The organism is Bradyrhizobium sp. F1.4.3, assembly GCF_040548375.1.
Lineage (GTDB): Bacteria > Pseudomonadota > Alphaproteobacteria > Rhizobiales > Xanthobacteraceae > Bradyrhizobium.
Map to the genome: position 1 here is coordinate 70,773 of NZ_JBEPRN010000011.1, position 18,933 is coordinate 89,705.

Annotated in this window: 15 protein-coding genes; 10 read left to right on the forward strand and 5 right to left on the reverse strand. The window is 63.9% G+C overall.

Annotated elements, in window-relative coordinates:
• Positions 1–28 precede the first annotated feature (28 nt).
• Complete coding sequence (locus tag ABIB73_RS25160) at positions 29–895, reverse strand: IclR family transcriptional regulator (protein WP_354228625.1); 867 nt, start codon at positions 893–895, stop codon at positions 29–31.
• 129 nt (positions 896–1,024) lie between these two features.
• Here ABIB73_RS25160 and ABIB73_RS25165 point away from each other — a divergent pair, with 129 nt between their 5' ends.
• The 6 genes from ABIB73_RS25165 to ABIB73_RS25190 all read left to right on the forward strand — a co-directional run bounded on the left by ABIB73_RS25165 (position 1,025) and on the right by ABIB73_RS25190 (position 9,731).
• A complete protein-coding gene (locus ABIB73_RS25165; protein ID WP_354228398.1) occupies positions 1,025–3,121 on the forward strand; it encodes a 3-hydroxyacyl-CoA dehydrogenase NAD-binding domain-containing protein in 2,097 nt (698 codons plus the stop codon).
• A gap of 219 nt (positions 3,122–3,340) precedes the next feature.
• Positions 3,341–5,023, forward strand: a complete 1,683-nt coding sequence (pimA, locus tag ABIB73_RS25170) for a dicarboxylate--CoA ligase PimA (RefSeq protein ID WP_354228400.1) — start codon at positions 3,341–3,343, stop codon at positions 5,021–5,023.
• Positions 5,020–6,207, forward strand: a complete 1,188-nt coding sequence (locus ABIB73_RS25175; protein WP_354228402.1) for an acetyl-CoA C-acyltransferase — start codon at positions 5,020–5,022, stop codon at positions 6,205–6,207. The genes pimA and ABIB73_RS25175 overlap by 4 nt, the downstream gene beginning before the upstream one ends.
• A gap of 166 nt (positions 6,208–6,373) precedes the next feature.
• A complete protein-coding gene (gene pimC / locus ABIB73_RS25180; protein ID WP_354228404.1) occupies positions 6,374–7,564 on the forward strand; it encodes a pimeloyl-CoA dehydrogenase large subunit in 1,191 nt (396 codons plus the stop codon).
• Between the two features lie 95 nt (positions 7,565–7,659).
• Complete coding sequence (gene pimD, locus ABIB73_RS25185; RefSeq protein WP_354228406.1) at positions 7,660–8,802, forward strand: pimeloyl-CoA dehydrogenase small subunit; 1,143 nt, start codon at positions 7,660–7,662, stop codon at positions 8,800–8,802.
• Between the two features lie 155 nt (positions 8,803–8,957).
• Positions 8,958–9,731, forward strand: a complete 774-nt coding sequence (locus tag ABIB73_RS25190) for an SDR family NAD(P)-dependent oxidoreductase (protein WP_354228408.1) — start codon at positions 8,958–8,960, stop codon at positions 9,729–9,731.
• A gap of 3 nt (positions 9,732–9,734) precedes the next feature.
• Here the strand turns inward: ABIB73_RS25190 and ABIB73_RS25195 are convergent, their stop codons facing one another.
• Entirely contained in the window at positions 9,735–10,631 is an 897-nt protein-coding gene (locus tag ABIB73_RS25195; protein WP_354228409.1) for a hypothetical protein, read from the reverse strand.
• 2 nt (positions 10,632–10,633) lie between these two features.
• Positions 10,634–11,992: an MBOAT family O-acyltransferase gene (locus ABIB73_RS25200; RefSeq protein WP_354228411.1), complete on the reverse strand. Its 1,359-nt coding sequence runs from the start codon at positions 11,990–11,992 to the stop codon at positions 10,634–10,636.
• Positions 11,993–12,200: 208 nt separating this feature from the next.
• Between ABIB73_RS25200 and ABIB73_RS25205 the strand changes: the two genes are divergently transcribed.
• From ABIB73_RS25205 to ABIB73_RS25220, 4 genes are all read left to right on the forward strand, one after another.
• The gene (locus ABIB73_RS25205) at positions 12,201–12,593 is read left to right on the forward strand and encodes an endonuclease domain-containing protein (RefSeq protein ID WP_354228413.1); all 393 of its coding nucleotides are present in this window, start codon (positions 12,201–12,203) and stop codon (positions 12,591–12,593) included.
• A 282-nt stretch (positions 12,594–12,875) separates the two neighbouring features.
• Positions 12,876–14,378: a glycerol kinase GlpK gene (glpK, locus tag ABIB73_RS25210; protein ID WP_354228415.1), complete on the forward strand. Its 1,503-nt coding sequence runs from the start codon at positions 12,876–12,878 to the stop codon at positions 14,376–14,378.
• 45 nt (positions 14,379–14,423) lie between these two features.
• Positions 14,424–16,871, forward strand: a complete 2,448-nt coding sequence (locus tag ABIB73_RS25215; RefSeq protein WP_354228417.1) for a penicillin acylase family protein — start codon at positions 14,424–14,426, stop codon at positions 16,869–16,871.
• Positions 16,872–17,062: 191 nt separating this feature from the next.
• A complete protein-coding gene (locus ABIB73_RS25220) occupies positions 17,063–17,656 on the forward strand; it encodes a GNAT family N-acetyltransferase (RefSeq protein WP_354228419.1) in 594 nt (197 codons plus the stop codon).
• 97 nt (positions 17,657–17,753) lie between these two features.
• Here ABIB73_RS25220 and ABIB73_RS25225 read toward each other — a convergent pair whose 3' ends face one another.
• Together ABIB73_RS25225 and ABIB73_RS25230 are read right to left on the reverse strand one after the other, a co-directional pair.
• A complete protein-coding gene (locus ABIB73_RS25225) occupies positions 17,754–17,990 on the reverse strand; it encodes a BBP7 family outer membrane beta-barrel protein (RefSeq protein ID WP_354228626.1) in 237 nt (78 codons plus the stop codon).
• 32 nt (positions 17,991–18,022) lie between these two features.
• Positions 18,023–18,871, reverse strand: coding sequence for a DUF3800 domain-containing protein (locus tag ABIB73_RS25230; protein ID WP_354228421.1), 849 nt, complete (start codon positions 18,869–18,871; stop codon positions 18,023–18,025).
• Positions 18,872–18,933: the final 62 nt, after the last annotated feature.

Consider the following 18,933-nt stretch of genomic DNA (forward strand, 5'->3'; position numbering starts at 1 on the left):
TGCGAACCGCTCCCGATGATGACAAAGGCTATCTGATCCCCTCGGCCACACGCGCAACTTTCCCTCCTGATTTCAGCTTTTTGCTGTCGTCTTTTTTGGATAGCGGCATCAGACCCCCAAGTGCCGCTTCGATGTTCCTTACCATCGCAAGCAGACGCGGTCCAATGTCGTTGATCAAACGCTCTTCCGTGAAGCGGAATGCGGGCGCGCCGCAATTGAAGGCATAGGGTCCGGTTCCGTCGTTGAGCTTGAGCGCAACGCCGGCGGCGCCGATGTCGTCGTGCCAGTCGCCGACCGAAATCGCAAAGCCGTGTTTCGCCACAGTCTCGCCGGAACGTTCCAGCCCGTCGCGCATCTTGGGCCAGCGGCTGCCGTAATGTTCGCGCAGGACGCGCGCCAGTTCGGCGCGATCGTCTTCGCTCAGCGCCCAGAAATAGGCGCGGCCCATCGCGCTGGTTGCAATCGGCACGCGGGAGCCGACGTCAAGTTGAACACCGACCGTCTCGCTGCCGCGGCTCTGCCCGAAATAGATCATGCTGTGACGGTCGCGGCCGCCGATTGCGACGGCGCCTCCCGTCGCGCGCATCATTTCCTCGCGAAACGGCTCGGACAAATGCCGAACGCCGAGATTGGCTAATGCCGCGTAACCGAGCGCCATCGCGGCCGGCGCGAGCTGATACTTCTCGAAGCGGGGAACCGGTGTAAGATAACCAAGCTTCGTCAACGTGTAGGTCAGCCGCGAGACGGTTGGTTTGGGCAAATTGGTGCGGGCCGCGATCTCCTGATTGCCGAGAAGCCCGTCGCTAGGGTGGAATGCGCGCAATACATCAAGTCCGCGGGAAAGCGCGACGACGAAATTCCGATCGGTCGCGGTCTTCTTTCCTGTACGCTTCATCCCTGATCTGCTTCTTGCGCGGAGTCGTTGACAAGCCACGTGCTTCAAAATAACCCTGCCGTCAAGATGCGGAATTAAATTCCGCACCGCGAAATCGAATAAAAGCAATCCCCACCAAGGAGGGAAACCGTGAGCGAAGTGGTCAAGCTAGAGCGTCATGACGAAGTCGGGATCGTCACGGTCAACAGCCCTCCGGTCAATGCGCTGAGCGCCGCAGTGCGCGGCGGTATTCTGGAGTGCATCAAGGCCGCAATCGCCGATCCCGCGATCAAGGGCATCGTGCTGACCTGCGCCGGCCGTACCTTCATCGCAGGTGCCGATATCACCGAATTCGGCAAGCCGCCGAAGCCGCCCGGCCTCAGCGAAGTGCTGGCCGAGATGGAGAATTCGCCGAAGCCGATCGTGGCTGCGATCCACGGCACCGCGCTCGGCGGCGGCCTCGAAGTTGCGTTGGCCTGTCATTTCCGCGTGGCTGTCAAAGAGGCAAAGCTCGGCCTGCCCGAGGTGAAGCTCGGTCTGCTGCCGGGCGCCGGTGGCACCCAGCGCCTGCCGCGCGCGGTTGGACCTGAACTCGCGGTCAAGATGATCGTCGGCGGTGATCCGATCGGTGCAGCCGAAGCACTCAAGAACGGCCTGATCGAGGAGATCGTCGAAGGACCGGCTTCGGGGGGCGAGGCCTTCGTCCGCAAGCTGCTGGCCGAGAAGCGTCCGCTGCGCCGCCTGCGCGACGACGATTCCAAGATCGCGGCCGCCAAGGCCGACCGCTCGATCTTCACCAATGCGGTCGCTGCCATGACCAAGAAGTCGCGCGGCCTGGAAGCGCCGTTCGCCGCCGCCGACGCCGTCGGCGCGGCCATCGATCTGCCGTTCGATGAAGGCCTGAAGAAGGAGCGCGAGGGCTTCCTCAAGCTCGTCGCCAGCGACCAGTCCAAGGCGCAGCGCTACGCCTTCTTCGCCGAGCGCGAAGCCAACAAGATCGCGGGCGTGCCGGAAGGCACCAAGTCGCGTCCCGTCAACCGCGTCGCCATCCTCGGCGCCGGCACCATGGGCGGCGGTATCGCGATGTCCTTTGCCAATGCCGGCGTCCCCGTCACCCTGATCGAGACCGGCGAGGAACAGCTCAAGCGCGGCATGGGCATCATGCAGAAGAACTGGGAAGCGACCGCGGCGCGCGGCGGCATCCCGGCGGACGCGCCCGCCAAGCGCATGGCCCTGATCAACGGCGTCGTCGGCATCGAGAATGTCGGTGATGCTGACCTGGTGATCGAAGCCGTGTTCGAAACCATGGCGGTGAAGAAAGAGGTGTTCGGCAAGCTCGACCAATACGTCAAGCCGGGCGCAGTGCTCGCCTCCAACACGTCCTATCTCAACATCGACGAGATCGCGAAGGCGACCAAGCGTCCGCAGGACGTGCTCGGCATGCACTTCTTCTCGCCTGCCAACGTCATGAAGCTGTGCGAGATCGTTCGCGCCGACAAGACCGCCCCGGATGCGCTGGTCACCGCCGTCACCATCGCACGCAAGATCGCCAAGGTGCCGGCCGTGGTCGGCGTCTGCGACGGTTTTGTCGGCAACCGCATGCTCGCCCAGCGCGGCAAGCAGTCGGAGAAGCTCTTGTTCGAGGGCGCGTTGCCGCAGCAGGTCGATGCCGTCGTGACCAAGTTCGGCATGCCGATGGGCCCGTTCGCCATGAGCGACCTCGCCGGCCTCGACATCGGCTGGCGCTCGCGCAAGGACCGCGGCATCAAGTCGGAGATCGCGGATGCGCTCTGCGAAGCCGGCCGCTTCGGCCAGAAGACCGGGAAGGGCTATTACAAGTACGAAGCCGGCTCCCGCTCGGCGCTGCCCGATCCGGAGGTCGAGAAGCTGATCGACGAGACGCTGCTCCGTCTCGGCCGCAAGAAGCGCGTCGTCAGCGACGATGAGATCCTCGAGCGCATGATGTATCCGATGATCAACGAGGGTGCGAAGATCCTCGAAGAAGGCATCGCGGCGCGTCCCTCCGACATCGACGTGGTCTGGCTCTACGGCTACGGCTGGCCGATCTATCGCGGAGGCCCGATGTTCTGGGCCGACACCGTCGGCCTCAAGCACATCGCCGATCGCCTGGCGTTCTACGCCAAGGAGACCAGCGATCCGAGCCTCGAGCCCGCGCCGCTGCTGAAGAAGCTCGCGGCCGAGGGCAAGACGTTCGCCTCGCTGGCGGCGGCGTCGAAGGCGGCGTGATGGGCTAGGGCGCTGTGGCTGCGAATTCTTCTTCCAAGGTACACTCTCTCCGTTCCCTCCCCCCTTGCGGGGGAGGGTCAGGGAGGGGGGTAGCCCCGGGCGCCGGCATTCGTGGCTACCCCCTTCCCCAACCCTTCCCCGCAGGGGGGAAGGGAGCCCAACCGTCCGTGCCCGCCTTACGTGGAATTGCTGCCTAGGCAGCGCAGAGTAGCTACCTTGATGACCCATCCCGGCGAACAGTTTTATCCCGAAGGAGTGCGTTGGGACGACATCATCGTCCAGGGCACGCTGCCCGACCTCCTGTCGAAAGCCGCCGCCGATTACGGCCCGCGCACCGCGCTGGAGTTTCGCGATCGTCCGATCACCTATTCCGAGCTCGCCGCGATGGCCGAGCGTGCGGCCGCCGCATTCCTGCGTGCCGGCTATGGCAAGAACAGCTCGATCGCGCTGTTCCTCGGCAACTCGCCTGATCACCCCGTTAATTTCTTCGGCGCGCTGAAAGCCGGCGCCCGCGTCGCGCATCTCTCGCCGCTCGACGGCGAGATCGCGCTGACGCACAAGGTCTCCGATTCCGGCTCGCGGGTGCTGGTCACCTCGAACCTCGCAGCACTGCTGCCGACCGCGTTGAAGTTTCTGGAGAAGGGTCTGATTGATCGCCTGGTGGTCTGCGAGGACGACAATTGGGGCAAGGTCGGCACGCCGCAGGCCGCGATCCCGAACGATCCCCGCATCGTCACTTTCAAGACCTTCGTCGAGGGCGCCACTGCGCCGGCGCAATGGCCGCAGATGACGGCCGACGACGTCGCGCTGCTGCAATATACCGGCGGCACCACCGGCCTGCCCAAGGGCGCCATGCTGACGCACGGCAATCTCTTCTCGGCGGTGTCGATCTACGACGTCTGGGGCAAGCCGGGGCGTGCGGCGCGCGGCGACGTCGTCGAGCGCGTGATCTGCGTGCTGCCGCTGTTCCACATCTACGCGCTGACAGTCGTGCTTTTGTCTTCGCTCAGCCGCGGCAATCTGATCTCGCTCCATCAGCGCTTCGACGTCGAAGCGGTGATGCGCGACATCGAGGTCAAGCGCGCGACCTATTTCCCGGGCGTGCCGACGATGTGGATCGCGATCGCAGCGCTGCCTGACCTCGACAAGCGCGACTTTTCCTCGCTCAACGCCATCGGCTCCGGCGGCGCGCCGCTGCCGGTGGAGATCGCGAGCTTCTTCGAGCGCAAGGTCGGCAAGAAGCTCAAGAGCGGCTGGGGCATGACCGAGACCTGCTCGCCCGGCACCGGCCATCCGCCTGTTGGTCCTGACAAGCCGGGCTCGATCGGACTGATGCTGCCCGGCATCGAGCTCGACGTCGTCTCGCTGGAAAATCCGACGAAGGTGCTGCCGCCCGGCGAAGTCGGCGAGATCCGCATCAAGGGCCCGAACGTCACCAAGGGCTATTGGAACAAGCCGAAGGAATCCGCGGAGTCCTTTGCCGACGGCCGCTTCCTCACCGGCGACATCGGCTATGTCGATGCGGACGGCTATTTCTTCCTGGTCGACCGCAAGAAGGACATGATCATCTCCGGCGGGTTCAACGTCTACCCGCAGATGATCGAGCAGGCGATCTACACCATTCCCGGCGTGCACGAGGTGATCGTGCTCGGCATTCCCGACCAGTATCGCGGCGAGGCCGCAAAGGCCTTCATCAAGCTCAAGCCGGACACAAAGCCGTTCTCGCTCGACGAGCTGCGTGCGCAGCTCACCGGCAAGGTCGGCAAGCATGAATTGCCGGCCGAGGTCGAATTCGTCGACGATTTGCCGCGCACGCCGGTCGGAAAGCTGTCGCGTCACGAATTGCGCCAGCAGCAGAAACCAGCACAATCCACCCAACTTGCATCAGGAGGTCGCTCTTGACCGACGCCGTCATCGTTTCCACCGCCCGCACGCCGATCGGCAAGGCCTATCGCGGCATGCTCAACGCCACCGAGGGCGCAACGCTGCTCGGCCACGCCATCGGCGAAGCCGTCGCGCGCGCAAAAGTCGATCCGAAGGAGATCGAGGACGTCGTGATGGGCGCCGCCCTCCAGCAGGGTTCGACCGGCGGCAACATCGCACGCAAGGCGCTGCTTCGTGCCGGGCTTCCCGTCACCGTCGCCGGCACGACCATCGACCGGCAATGCGCCTCCGGCCTTCAGGCGATCGCGCTTGCCGCGCGCTCGGTGATCTTTGACGGCGTCGAGATCGCGGTCGGCGGCGGCGGCGAATCGATCTCGCTGGTGCAGAACGACAAGATGAATGGCTTCCACGCCCAGGACCCGGCGCTGCTCAAGATCAAGGGCGAGGTCTACATGCCCATGATCGACACCGCGGAAGTCGTGGCCAAGCGCTACAACATCTCGCGCGAGAAGCAGGACGAATATTCGCTGGAGAGCCAGCGCCGCACGGCGGCAGCCCAACAGGGCGGCAAGTTCAAGGACGAGCTCGCGCCGATCACCACCAGGATGGCCGTAACCGACAAGGCGACCGGCGAAGTCTCCTTCAAGGACGTCACGCTGTCGCAGGACGAAGGCCCGCGCCCCGAGACCACCGCCGAAGGCCTCGCCGGCCTCAAGCCCGTGCGCGGCGAAGGTTTCAGCGTCACCGCCGGCAATGCCAGCCAGCTTTCGGACGGCGCCAGCGCTTCCGTGATCATGAGCGACAAGGAAGCCGCCAAGCGCGGCCTCAAGCCGCTCGGCATCTTCCGCGGCTTCGTCTCCGCCGGCTGCGAGCCGGACGAGATGGGCATCGGTCCCGTCTTCGCCGTGCCGCGGCTGCTGAAGCGCCACGGTCTCAAGGTCGACGACATCGATCTCTGGGAGCTTAACGAAGCCTTCGCCGTGCAGGTGCTTTATTGTCGCGACAAGCTCGGCATCGACCCCGAGAAGATCAACGTCGACGGCGGCGCGATTGCGGTCGGCCATCCCTATGGTATGTCGGGCGCGCGCCTCACCGGCCACGCCCTGATCGAAGGCCGCCGCCGCAAGGCCAGGTACGCGGTCGTCACCATGTGCGTCGGCGGCGGCATGGGCGCGGCGGGTTTGTTCGAGGTGTTGCAGTAGTCGTCGTCCTGGCCTAGTGCGCAATTGCGCACGGGGGGCCGGGACCCATACTCCGCAGCAGGAGTTTAGGGCACAGACAATAATGGCCTGTGCAAGACAACAAAGACTTGTGGTTATGGGTCCCGGCCTTCGCCGGGACGACAAGGGAAGCTCACAGGAGGATCCGATGGATCTCGCATTCACGAAGGAAGAGCAGGCGTTTCGCGAGGAAGTGCGATCATTCTTTCGCGACAACGTGCCGCCGGACACGCGGCGCAAGCTGGTCGAGGGCCGTCACCTCTCCAAGGACGAGATGGTGACGTGGTGGCGCATCCTCAACAAGAAGGGCTGGGGCACCAGCCACTGGCCGACGCAATATGGCGGCACCGGCTGGACATCCGTGCAGCACTACATCTTCAACGAGGAGCTGCAGTCCTATCCGGCGCCGCAGCCGCTCGCCTTTGGCGTCAGCATGGTCGGCCCGGTCATCTACACCTTCGGCAATGAAGAGCAGAAGAAGCAGTATCTGCCGCGCATTGCGAACGTTGACGACTGGTGGTGTCAGGGCTTCTCGGAGCCCGGCTCCGGATCCGACCTCGCCTCGCTGAAGACAAAAGCCGAGCGCAAGGGCGACAAGTGGATCATCAACGGCCAGAAGACCTGGACCACGCTGGCGCAACATGCCGACATGATCTTCTGCCTCTGCCGCACCGACGCGACCGCGAAGAAGCAGATGGGCATCTCCTTCATCGTGTTCAGCATGAAGTCGAAGGGTGTCACCGTGCGCCCGATCCAGACCATCGACGGCGGCGTCGAGGTCAACGAGGTCTTCTTCGACGACGTGGAAGTTCCTTACGAGAACCTGATCGGCGAGGAGAACAAGGGCTGGGATTACGCAAAATTCCTGCTCGGCAATGAGCGTACCGGCATCGCGCGGGTCGGCGTCTCCAAGGAGCGGCTGCGCCGCATCCGCGACTTGGCCTCCAAGGTCGAGTCCGGCGGCAAGCCGATCATCCAGGATGCCGCGTTCCGCGAGAAGCTTGCGGCCTGCGAGATCGAGCTCAAGGCGCTCGAGCTCACCCAGCTCCGCGTCGTCGCCGACGAAGGCAAGCACGGCAAGGGCAAGCCCAATCCGGCGTCGTCCGTGCTGAAGATCAAGGGCTCCGAGATCCAGCAGACCACCACCGAGCTGCTGATGGAAGTGATCGGCCCGTTCGCTGCGCCCTACGACGTGCACGGCGACGACGGCTCGAACGAAGCCATGGAGTGGACCGCCCAGATCGCGCCGAGCTACTTCAACAACCGCAAGGTCTCGATCTACGGCGGCTCCAACGAGATCCAGCGCAACATCATCGCCAAGGCGGTGCTGGGGCTGTGATGCTCTCTTCCTCCCTCTGCCCGCCCTTCGCGGGGAGAGGGTTGGGGTGAGGGGCCTCTCTCCGCGCAGAGACTTGTTAGTTTAAGGAAACAGAGATGGATTTTGATTTGACCGAGGAGCAGCGGCTTCTCAAGGACAGCATCGACGGCCTGCTGACCGACTCCTACGATTTCGAAAGCCGCAAGAAGTACATGAAGGAGAAGGGCGGCTGGAGCAAAGCCGTCTGGGGCAAGCTCGCCGAGCAGGGCCTGTTGGGCCTGCCCTTCGCGGAGGCCGATGGCGGCTTTGGCGGCGGCGGTGTCGAGACAATGATCGTGATGGAAGCGCTCGGCAAGGCGCTGGTGCTCGAGCCTTATCTGGCAACGGTGGTGATCGGCGGCGGCTTCCTGCGCCATGCCGGCAGCGATGCGCAGAAGGCCGCACATGTGCCCGGCGTCGTCGACGGCAGCAAGACGCTGGCGTTTGCCCAGCTCGAGAAGAACTCGCGCTACGATCTCTTCGACGTCTCCACCACGGCGAAGAAAAAGGGCGAGGCTTACGTCATCGACGGCGAAAAGTTCATCGTGCTCAACGGCGAGAACGCCGACACCCTGATCGTCACCGCCCGCACCAAGGGCGACCGCCGCGACAAGAGCGGCGTCGGCGTGTTCCTGGTGCCCGCGAATGCCAAGGGCATCACCAAGAAGTCGTACCCGACCCAGGACGGCCTGCACGCCGCCGACATCACCTTCACCGGCGTCGAGGTCGGCGCGGATGCAGTGCTCGGCAATCCCGAGGACAGCCTTGCGCTGATCGAGCGCGTGGTGGACGAAGCCCGCATCGCGCTCTGCGCCGAAGCGGTCGGCCTGATGGATGAATCGCTGAAGACCACCGTCGAATATATCAAAACGCGCAAGCAATTCGGCGTCGCGATCGGCTCGTTCCAGTCGCTCCAGCACCGCGCCTCCGACATGTTCGTCGCCGCCGAGCAGGCCCGCTCGATGTCGATGTTCGCCACCATGGCGGGCGATTTCGAGGACGCCAGGGAGCGCTCCAACGCGATCGCCGCGGCCAAGGTGCAGATCGGCAAGTCGCTGAAATTCGTCGGCCAGCAGGCGATCCAGCTCCACGGCGGCATCGGCATGACCATGGAGGCGAAGATCGGCCACTACTTCAAGCGCCTCACCATGATCGAGAACAGCTTTGGCGATACCGACTACCACCAGCGCCGCGTCGCCGATGGCGGCGGGTTGATCTGAGCTGTCGTATCGCGGGCCTTTAGCCGCACCAAGATCGTCATGCCCGGGCTTGTCCCGGGCATCCACGTCTTGGCAACTGGGAAGAACGTGGATGGCCGGGACAAGCCCGGCCATGACGATGAGTTCGACGAGTCAAGGAAGAGGGAGTCGATAAAATGAAAAACACTCCGTTCGATCTCACCGGCAAGGTCGCAATCGTCACCGGCTCGAGCCGCGGCATCGGCCGCTCCTCCGCCGAGCTGCTGGCAAAGCTCGGCGCAAAAGTCGTGGTCTCCTCGCGCAAGGCCGACGCCTGCAAGGAAGTTGTCGACGGCATCAATGCGGCCGGCGGCGACGCTACCGTCATCCCCTGCAACATCGCGCGAAAGGCCGAGGTCGAGGCGCTGATCGCGGGCGCAACGAAGCACTACGGCAAGATCGACATCCTCGTCTGCAACGCCGCCGTCAATCCCTACTACGGCCCGCTGCTCGACATCACCGACGAAGCCTTCGACAAGATCATGGGTTCGAACGTCAAGAGCAACATCTGGCTCTCGGCGCTCGCGATCCCGCAGATGGCGGAGCGTGGCGGCGGCTCTGTCGTTATCATCTCCTCGATTGGTGGCCTGCGCGGCTCCACCGTGATCGGCGCCTACGGCATCTCCAAAGCCGCTGACTTCGCGCTGTGCCGCTCGCTCGCCGGCGAATGGGGCCCGAAAGGCGTCCGCGTCAACTGCATCGCGCCCGGCCTCGTCAAGACCGATTTCGCCCGCGCACTCTGGGAAGATGAAGCCAACCTCAAGCGCCGCACCGCCACCACGCCGCTCCGCCGCATCGGCGAGCCCGACGAAATCGCCGGCGCGGTGGCCTACCTCGCCTCGGATGCCTCGAGCTTCATGACGGGACAGACCATCGTCATCGACGGCGGCGTCACGACCGCGGCGGTGTAGCTTTCACTTGTCCCGGCGCGCGCCGTCGCGATCGGCCAGGGCGCTTTCGATGGTGCGCACGACGATCAGGGCCGATCGTTCGTCGAGATGCACGCCGTCGGCCCAGCGCAATTCCTTCTGTGGCGGATTGATCGGTAGCCATAGAGCCTGATCCGGGAAAGCTGCGTGGACGATCTTCTTGTTCGTCCTGACGAAGCGGGAGTCCTCGATCTCCGCCGCGAACGGACTTTCGATCAGGAAGGCACGGGACCCGCGCCGCTGGATGTCATCGATGAGCTCCCCGATGCGCGCCGCATTCGCGCGCGCCGACACGGTGGGTTCGCCTTCATTCATCTGTTCCAGCGCACGGCCGAGATAGACCTTGTTGTCGAACGTGCTCGGCGGCTGGCTGAGCAGGCGATCCCGCTCGGCGCGCGCCTGTGCGGGATTTGGCGCCGCATGATTCCACGTCTCGTAGGCGGCAACGGCCGTTCGCACCGGGCGAAGGAACGGCGCTTCCGCGCGCGCGCCGCCTGAAAACCTCTCGATCAATGTGGCGTCGGCCTCGCGCGAAAAGACGTTGGTCTCGATGAGGATGATCTTCGGCAGGCTCTTCTGCCTCGCGAGGATCTCCAGGCCGGTCACCGGTGAGCCGCCGGCCAGCGCAAGATTGCGGACACGCGGAAGCGAGAAATACTCCTCCTTGAGGCGCCAGGCGACCGAGCTGCCGACCAGCACGATGTCCGGCATGGGTTCCCGCAGATAGCGGTTGAGGGTGACGAGAGTGCCGTCGCGGGTCGTCACGGCCGGCTGCTGGATCGCGGAGCCGAATCGCGCGGTGGCAAGGCCGCAGGCCAGCAGCAGCGCCACCGCGACACCCGCGCATCTGACCAGCCATGGAAGCGCTGAAACCTGCAACATGCTCAGAACTGGAAATAGATGAAGGCGGCGTCAGGCCCGGCCTCGAGATAGGCCAGCGCGGCCAGCGTGCCATAGAGATAAGGCTCCCATCGCCGCAACCTGCCGTCAACCAGCGCGCCGAGACCGAGATGCTGGATGATGACGGGCAGGGCGTAGAGCAGAGCCAGATTATAGAACAGTTTCGTCGGATTTGGATTGTCGGTCGGCCTGAACATTCCCGAGAGGTAGTCGAGCGCATGATCGAAGTTCGGCAGCTTGAAGAAGATCCAGAGCATCGTCACGCAGAAGAAGACGACGCCCATTCGGGCGATCCTTACGGCGGGGCCGGCCTCGTCCAGCACCTTCAGAAAAGGCCGTTCGACGACGAGCAGGAGGCCGTGCAGCATGCCCCACAACGCGTAGCCCAGGCTCGCGCCGTGCCAGAGGCCTCCGAGCGTCATCACGATCATCAAATTGAGGCCGGTCCTGGCCGGTCCCTTCCGGTTTCCCCCGAGCGGGATGTAAAGATAGGTCCTGAGCCAGTTGGACAATGAGATGTGCCACCGCGTCCAGAACTCGGAGAACGAGACCGAGATGTAGGGCAGGTCAAAGTTGACGGGCAGGCGGTATCCGAACAGCAGTCCGAGGCCGAGCGCGATCGCGGAATAGCCGAAGAAGTCGGCGTAGATCTGGTAGCTGTACAGGAAGACGAGCAGCCAGCGGTCCTGCGTGCGCACCGTCTCGTAGAGCGGATAGTCCATGTAGGACGTCATCTCGTTGAGATTGTTCGCAACGTAGAGCTTGAAGAAGTATCCGGTCAGGATCCATTTGGCCGCCTCCACGAAATCGACCTCGGCGAGCCGCTTGGGTGCGATCTGCGGCATGAACATGCTCGCGCGCGTGATCGGTCCGGATACGAGCTGCGGAAAGAAGATGATGTAGAGGAAGACGTCGCGGAGCGGCGGCGGCTGCTTCTCGCGCGTGAGGTCGACCAGCAGGCTGATATTGTGGAATACGAAGAACGAGATGCCGATCGGCAGCGGCAACCGCAGCAGGAAATCCAGCGGCGCTGCGCCGGGCAGGTGAACCGAGGCCGCATCGACGAACAGGAACTTGTATTTGAAGAACGCCAGCAGCGCGAGATTGAAGACGATCCCGGCCGGCATCCAGACGGCGCGGTTGTCGAAAGCCAGCACCAGGCAGGCATAGGTCCCGAGCACGGCGAGCAGCAGCAGCGGCAGCAGCGCCGGTTGGCCGGAGCCATAGAACACCAGGCTCGCAACCACCAGCAGCTGGACCTGGAAGCGGCGCAAGGGCGGCAAATAATAGGCGCCGAACATCACCGCGACGAAGATGCCAAACTGTAAAGAGGTGAAAGTCATGCCGCCCCGTGTGCACGGTCCGGCATGTACCATTTTCGTTTCCGTTGTCCTAGTCTTGCGGATAAGTTGCCGCAAAATTGCCATTGCAAATGGCGTTTGGCGGCGCTTCTCTTACCCTCCCCTGGAGGGGTCCGAGACGAGCGCAGCTCGCTCGTAGGTCGGTTCGTGTTGCGCGGAGCGCACCGCGAGCCGGGGGGAAGCCGCGCAAATGGTCTCGACATCGATCCGACGCGCCGCAGCGCAGAGACTGAGAGCCAATACAACGCCGCACGAGCGCAAGCTGTGGCGAGCTCTCAAGGACCTTCCGATCGAAGGTTCGCACTTTCGCCGACAAGCGCCGATCGGTCCTTACGTCGTTGACTTCTTCTGCCCGGCTAAACGGCTCATTCTGGAGATCGACGGCGGACATCACAACGAGGATGATGTGGCCAAACGAGACCTCGAACGCCAACGTTGGCTCGAGAGCGAGGGATACCGTGTCGTCCGGTTTTGGAATTCCGAGATCACGGGCGATCTAACCGCAGTCCTCGAACGCATCTATGTCGAGCTGTACGGATCGCGCGAAGCGGAGGCCGCACTGTTGAAGCATCGCCAAACCTAGCGTTCCGGGGCGCTTTTCTCTTATCCTCCCCTGGAGGGGGAGGGTCGATCGCGCGAAGCGCGAGCGGGGTGGGGTGATCTCTCCACGTGGGCACAGTTCGATGCGGAGAGACCGTCACCCCACCCCGTCTCACATTTCGCTGCGCTCAATGTGAGCCGACCCTCCCCCTCCAGGGGAGGGTAAGGATCGCACCCGCTCATCCCGTCTTGACCTCTCGGCGGCAATCCCGTTTCTTTGGCGCGCCACAATGACCCGTCATAGGGAAACGCCAAGGTAGCTTCCATGTCTTTCGTCCTCGCCATCGACCAGGGCACCACCTCCTCGCGCGCCATCGTCTTCCGCAGCGACATCTCGATTGCCGCCCGCGCGCAAGCCGAGTTTCCGCAGCATTTTCCCGCCTCGGGCTGGGTCGAGCACGAGCCGGAGGACATCTGGACCTCGACCGTGACGGTCTGCCGCGACGCGATCGAGAAGGCCGGCATCACCGCGAAGGACATCGCCGCGATCGGCATTACCAACCAGCGCGAGACCACCGTGGTGTGGGACCGCGCCACGGGACAAGCCGTGCACCGCGCCATCGTCTGGCAGGACCGCCGCACCGCCGACATCTGCGCGAAACTCAAGGCCGACGGCCGCGAGCCGACAATCTCGCAAAAGACCGGCCTGATCATCGATCCCTATTTCTCCGGGACCAAGGTCGCATGGATCCTCGACCACGTTCCCGGCGCGCGGGGACGCGCTGCGCGTGGCGAATTGATGTTCGGTACGATCGATTGCTATCTGCTCTGGCGCCTCACCGGCGGCAAGGTGCACGCCACCGACGCCACCAACGCCTCGCGCACCCTGCTGTTCAACATCCACACCGGCCAGTGGGACGACGAACTGCTGGAGATCATCGGCGTGCCGCGTTCGATGCTCCCCGAGGTGAAGGATTCCTCCGCCCATTTCGGCGAAAGCACGCCAGATCTGTTCGGCGGCGCGATTGCGATCTCCGGCATCGCCGGCGACCAGCAGGCCGCGACCATCGGACAAGCCTGCTTCCGCCCGGGCATGATGAAGTCGACCTACGGCACCGGCTGCTTTGCGCTGCTCAACACCGGCACCACGCCGGTGGTTTCGAAGAACAAGCTGCTCACCACCATCGCCTATCAGCTCGGGGGAAAACGCACCTACGCGCTCGAAGGCTCGATCTTCGTCGCAGGCAGCGCGGTGCAGTGGCTGCGCGACGGGCTCGGCATCATCAAGCACGCCGCCGAGACCGGGCCTCTTGCTGATCAGTCAGACTCCATGCAGAGCGTCTATCTCGTGCCGGCCTTCGTCGGCATGGGCGCGCCCTACTGGAATCCGCGCGTGCGTGGCGCGCTGTTCGGCCTCACCCGCAACACCGGACTTGCCGAGCTCGCGCATGCCGCGCTCGAAAGCGTCTGTTACCAGACCTTTGATCTCTGGGCCGCCATGCGCGCCGACTGGCCGAGCTCGGAGATCGCGAGTGTCGTGCTCCGCGTCGACGGCGGCATGACCGCATCGGACTGGACCATGCAGCGCCTCGCGGACCTGCTCGACGCGCCGGTCGATCGCCCGGTGATCCAGGAGACCACGGCGCTCGGCGCCGCCTATCTCGCCGGCCTCCAGGCCGGCGTCTATCCCGAGCCGACAAAATTCGCCGACAACTGGCGGCTGGAGCACCGCTTCAAGCCGAACATGAGTCAGGCCACGCGCGATCGAAAGCTCGCAGGCTGGGCGAGGGCCGTGAGGGGCGTGCTGGCGAGCGACGAGGGCGAATAGCGGGCGCGCGACGCGCCCCAATCAACAACAACGGGAGGAACGACAATGAACACGGATTTCAACCGGGTCATCCAGAAGCTTTGTGGCGCAGCGATCTGCGCCGCGCTGCTCACCTCGACGGCCATCGCGCGCGAGAAGGCGAACTCGCTTGAAAGCGCACGGCAGGTCAAGACCGATGTCGCCGGCCTCAACGCCCCCGCGCAGATACTGGTCGATGTCTGGGGCATTCCGCATATCTATGCCGGCAACGAGCACGACCTGTTCTTCCTGCAAGGTTTCAACGCCGCCCGCGACCGGCTCTGGCAGATCGATCTCTGGCGCAAACGAGGCCTCGGCCTGCTCGCCAAGGATTTCGGCCCGGCCTATGCCGAGCAGGACAAGGCGTTGCGGCTCTTCCTCTATCGCGGCGACATGAAGGCGGAGTGGGCGGCCTACGGCCCGAAAGCGAAGACCTATGCCGATGCGTTCGTCGCCGGCGTCAACGCCTATGTCGCCGATGTCCGCGCGGGCAAGCGCCCGCTGCCGATCGAGTTCAGGATCGCCGGCACCATGCCGGACTTGTGGACCGCGGATGACGTCGTTCGCATCCGCAGCCACGGGCTGACGCGCAATGTCGCCTCCGAGGTCAAGCGCTCGCTGGTTGCCTGTGCGGCCGGCCTCGATGCCGACCGTTTTCGCGTCAAGCTGGAGCCGGCCTGGACGACGAAAATCCCCGACGGTCTCGATCCCTGTAGCGTGCCGAAGGCCGTGCTCGCGGCCTACGATCTCGCGACGCGCCCGGTCGCCTTCGCAGCCCCGAAAGACAGGCAGGCTGCGCTCGCGCACGATCCGGACAGGTACCTCACCGAGGCCGACCACCAGCGCGACACCATCGGCTCCAACAATTGGGTGATCGCGGCCTCACGCACGGCGACGGGCCGTCCGATCCTCGCCAACGATCCGCATCGCGAGCACAGCGTGCCCTCGCTGCGTTATATCGTCGGCCTCAATGCGCCCGGCATCTCCGTGATCGGCGCCGGCGAGCCGGCGCTGCCCGGCATCTCGATCGGTCACAACGGCACCATCGCCTTTGGCCTCACCATCTTCAACGTCGACCAGGAAGACCTCTACGTCTACGAGCTCAATCCGCAAAATCCCAACCAGTACCGCTACGGCAATGGCTGGGAAGACATGCGCATCGTTCACGAGACGGAGCAGGTCAAAGGCGAGGCAGATCGCGATCTGGAACTGAAGTTCACCCGGCACGGTCCGGTCATCTTCGTCGACGATGCCAACAAGCGCGCCTTTGCCGTGCGCTCGATCTGGTTCGAACCGGGCACGTCGGCCTATTTCGGCTCGTCCGACTACATGACCGCAAAGGACTGGAACGGCTTCCTTGCGGCGATGCGGCGCTGGGGCGCGCCGTCGGAGAACCAGGTCTATGCCGACACCCGCGGCAATATCGGCTGGGTCGCCGCCGGCAAGACGCCGCACCGCGTCAATTTCGACGGTCTGATGCCGGTGCCCGGCGACGGCCGTTACGAGTGGCAAGGCTTCCTCTCGCTCGACGAGTTGCCGAAATCCTATCAGCCCAAGCAGGGCTTTTTCGCCACCGCCAACCAGATGAACCTGCCGCCCGATTACCCTGTAGCCGAGCGCAAGGTCGGCTTTGAATGGTCCGACAGTGCGCGCTGGCAGCGCATCACCGAAGTGCTCGGGGCCAACAATAAGGTGACGCTGGCCGACGCGATGGATTTGCAGAACGACGACACCACGATGCTGGGCCGGCGGCTGGTCAAGCTGTTGCAGCCTCTGTCTTCGGACGATGCCAATGTGAAGAAGGGTCTCGAGCTGCTCAAGCCATGGGACGCACGCGATGCCGCCGACAGTGCCGCGGCTGCGGTGTTCGAGGTCTGGATCGCCAATCATCTCGGGCCGGTGCTGCTGAAGACCACGGCACCCAAGGCCGCCGATCTGATCGCGCCCGAGGCCTCCAGCATTTCGGCGCTCGTTGCCTCCCTGGAATCGCCGGATGCGTCGTTCGGCTCCGATCCCGCTGCCGCGCGCGACCAGATTTTGCGTGACAGTCTCGGCGCGGCAATCGCCGATGTCACAGCCAAGCTCGGCCCTGACTCATCCACCTGGCGCTGGGGCCGGCTGCATGTCGCAAAGTTCGACCATGCGCTGATGCCGCTCGCCGACAAGGCGACGGCGGCGCAATTGTCGGTCGGCCCGCTCGCTTACGGCGGCGCCGCCAACGTGCCGCGCGCGGGGACCTATCGCCGCTCCGACTATCGGCTCACCGCGGGGGCCTCGTTCCGCATGGTGCTCGATGTCGGCAATTGGGATGCGAGCCGCACCATCAACACTCCGGGACAGTCCGGCGATCCCTTCAGCGGCCATTATCGCGACCTCGCGCCGCTCTGGGCCACCGGCCAATATGTCCCGCTGCTCTACAGCCTGCCCGCGGTCGAAGCCGCGACCGCCGAGGCCATCACGCTGACGCCGAGGTGAGCAAGGCGCATCCGCAAACTCCGCCGTCGTCCTGGCGAAAGCCAGGACCCATAGCCACCGAGCTAAGTTGTCTTGGACCGTTAGCGGCCCCGGCCTGCCGCAACAAGGACCAGCCGTGGTAATGGGTCCTGGCTTTCGCCAGGACGACACGGAGTGTGTGGCTGGCGTTCAGATTCAAAGGGACGCATCCCATGATCCTCCCCGACGGCTACTCCGACATTCCCGCCGGCAAGATCGCCGCGGTCGTCACCCATCTCGAGATGACCGCGCGACCCTCACGCCGTGACGATCCTCCCGGCGCGTGGACCCTGCGCAAGGTCGACGCGCCCGCGCTCGACTGGTATCGCGATCTCCATCGCCGCGTCGGCGAGGAGTGGCTATGGTTCTCTCGGCTGCGTATGACCGACGCCGAGCTCGTCTCGGTCATCCACGTACCGGGCGTCGAAGTCTATGCGCTGGTCGCGGACGGTCGCGATGAAGGCCTGCTTGAGCTGGATTTCCGCCAGGCCGGCCAGTGCGAGCTGGTCTATTTCGGCGTTACCGCACGCCTGATCGGGCGTGGTGCCGCCCGCTTCCTGATGAACCGCGCGCTGGAGCTCGCATGGTCACGCGACCTGCGCCGCGTCTGGCTGCACACCTGCACCTTCGACCACCCGTCGGCAGTGGCGTTCTATCAGCGCTCCGGCTTCCGCCCGTTCCGCCGCCAGATCGAGGTCGCCGACGATCCGCGCCTCGATGGCACGGTGTCGCGGACGACGGCGAGGCATGTGCCGATCATCGAGTGATGTTCAGCGACCTGTAGCCCGGATGAGCGGAGCGATATCCGGGGCCTTCTTGCAACTTGACGGATCGCTCTCGGATTGCGCTTCCGCTCCATCCGGGCTACGCATCCACCTCAATAATTATACCGCACGCCGAAGCCGAAGCCTGCGCGAGGAGGTTCGTCGTGTTCAGCACCGGCAGCGGACGGGTCGGGCCGGCGGACGGTCCCGGCGGTATCGGACTCGGATTGAGCGTGGTGTCGATTAGGCCGCCGGAGCGCTGCACGCCGGTCCAGGACAGCGTGTCATAGCCGACCGTGAGCCGCCAGCCGGGCTCGACCTGATGGCCGGCCTTCAGCGACGAGAGCGGGAAAGAGTTCGATCAGTCGTTCAACCGAGTAATACGTCATCATCTGAGAAAAGAACCTTAGCCGCGTTAGATAGGTTGCCTGACTTTCGGCAGAAATTATCGCGGATTTCCTCCAGACGGCTCTCGTTGAACTCTATCGTCAACACAGTGCGATCCTCCAAGAGGGCCTTGGTGTCCTTGCGAACAGGCTTGCCATATCGAAGGTTCTCATACCCCTTCCTTATATGCCAAGCGATTAGATCGGCGGCTTGAGTTGGATAAGACGCTTCCTTTCTAACAAACGTGTAGCTATCCACTCTGTTTTTGCCGCGCAGATTATCCTTGGTCACGTACTGCAACACTTCAGTTGCTCTCTTTTGGGTTCGGTATCCGCTCTCAAAAAAGAGCGAGATTCGTCTAGTTGGTTGATTCTCATGCACCCACTTGTTCACGTGGAGAAACGCGGAAAAGACCATGAAGGAGTAAGGGTCGCAGTCAAAGCCCTGGTCCTGCAGGATTTCGCGATACTGAGGTTGATCCAGAACAAAAGAGTGAGCGTGTAACGGATGGGCGCGTGCAATGCTTATTGCTTCACGCGCACAATTGTCACATTCAGTATTATCTAGGTGCTCAAAAATACCATCGCACGCATTGCATTCCGCCATATGGAAGTACGGCAGACGGTAGTCATCAAGGAGCGTTTGCCATTCGGCAGTCAGGCGCCCAACGCCAGCCAAGTCGAGGGCATAGCCCGAAACTGTCAGCAGTCCGTTGTGGGCGTCCCCCTCCGAGCTTTCATCGAAAAAGGCGTTTATCAAAACGGCCACCCGATCGCGGCCGCCAATGCTCCGGAAGACCGGCAGAAATACAGAATCAGCAGCGCGGATCATTTATACCCCGGGCGTTGGGTAAGCAAAGAGGTTGCAACAGAGCACGGCCTCGACATCCGCTC